The sequence below is a fragment of the Psychrobacter sp. 1U2 genome, assembly GCF_051847575.1.
The window spans coordinates 1-1,091 of record NZ_JBPYDC010000433.1 but is presented as its reverse complement, the minus strand read 5'-3'; the positions used below and the strand labels follow the sequence as shown (position 1 = coordinate 1,091).

Below are 1,091 nucleotides of genomic sequence, written 5' to 3'. Positions count from 1 at the left end.
TCATAGCGCACTCCTTTGATCTCCTGATAAGTCTCATGACCTTTACCAGCGATGACCACGATATCATTAGCCGTTGCCACTCTTGACAGCGCTTCTCTATCGACTGTACAGGCAAATCCATGATATCCCCAACCACGGCAATATAAGCGATAGGCAGTCCTTTTAATTGACGAATATTTTCAGCCGTTAGTCCCCCGATAAGACAAACATCAGTATTATTGTGAGTGGCATATTGGCAGCCATCGATAAGTTGCTGTCGAGTAATAATGTTGGCATTGGGTTTAGTAGATGAGGCAAATATAGCGCCCATAGCAATATAAGTTGCGTTTGAAGAAATCGCTTCTTCAATAAGGGCCATATTCCCATGACAAGTGCGACCAATAATTTGGTTGGTTTTTAATTGTTGTTTAGCTTCGTCGATAGCACCATCTTGTTGTCCAAGATGTACCCCCACGCCAAGCTTGGCAGCCAAAGTAACATCGTCGTTTATGATGACTGGCACCCTGTATCGTTTAGCCAGTGTGACTATTTTTACGGCTTCACCATACAACTGCTCTTTACCATTTGGCTGTGCCAATACCCGCTTTCTTCTGATTTGTAACAACCCTATCGTACCTGTCGCTAAAGCTGCCGCTAACTTGGCATAAAGCAAATCAAACTCATCATCGTTAGTCAGCAAATACAATGTAGGCCCTTTTTTTGGTATATCCGAAACTGATGTTTTAGCCATTATTTATCCTTAAGTTTAATTAATAAAAAAAAGACCGTTATCTTAGATAACAGCCTTTTTTGTCTACAAACTTTAGCTTTACAACCGTTTATATCAGCACCTTATACTGTCTGACGCGTGGCTAAACTGGTCAAAATGTTTTTGGCATCACCCCAGCGAGTCGCTGAGCTATTAGCACCCAAAATCACAATAATAGCAGGGCGGTTGTTGACACGGGTTTCCATGACGACGCAACGACCTGCCTCATTGATAAAGCCTGTTTTGGAGATACCAATTGGATAGTTCCCTGAGCGCACAAGGCTACTGGTATTATTGGCTTTATAAGTACGATTGCCACTTGAATAATTGGCCACAAAAAAGT

The 1,091-nt window shown here is 42.1% G+C and carries 2 pseudogenes; both read right to left on the bottom strand.

Going from position 1 to position 1,091, the window contains the following annotated elements:
* Positions 1-181 precede the first annotated feature (181 nt).
* A pseudogene (locus ACS8FD_RS16375) lies at positions 182-730 on the bottom strand (thiamine phosphate synthase); the annotation flags it as partial.
* 101 nt (positions 731-831) lie between these two features.
* Positions 832-1,091 (bottom strand): annotated as a pseudogene (locus tag ACS8FD_RS16370) (peptidase S11); the annotation flags it as partial.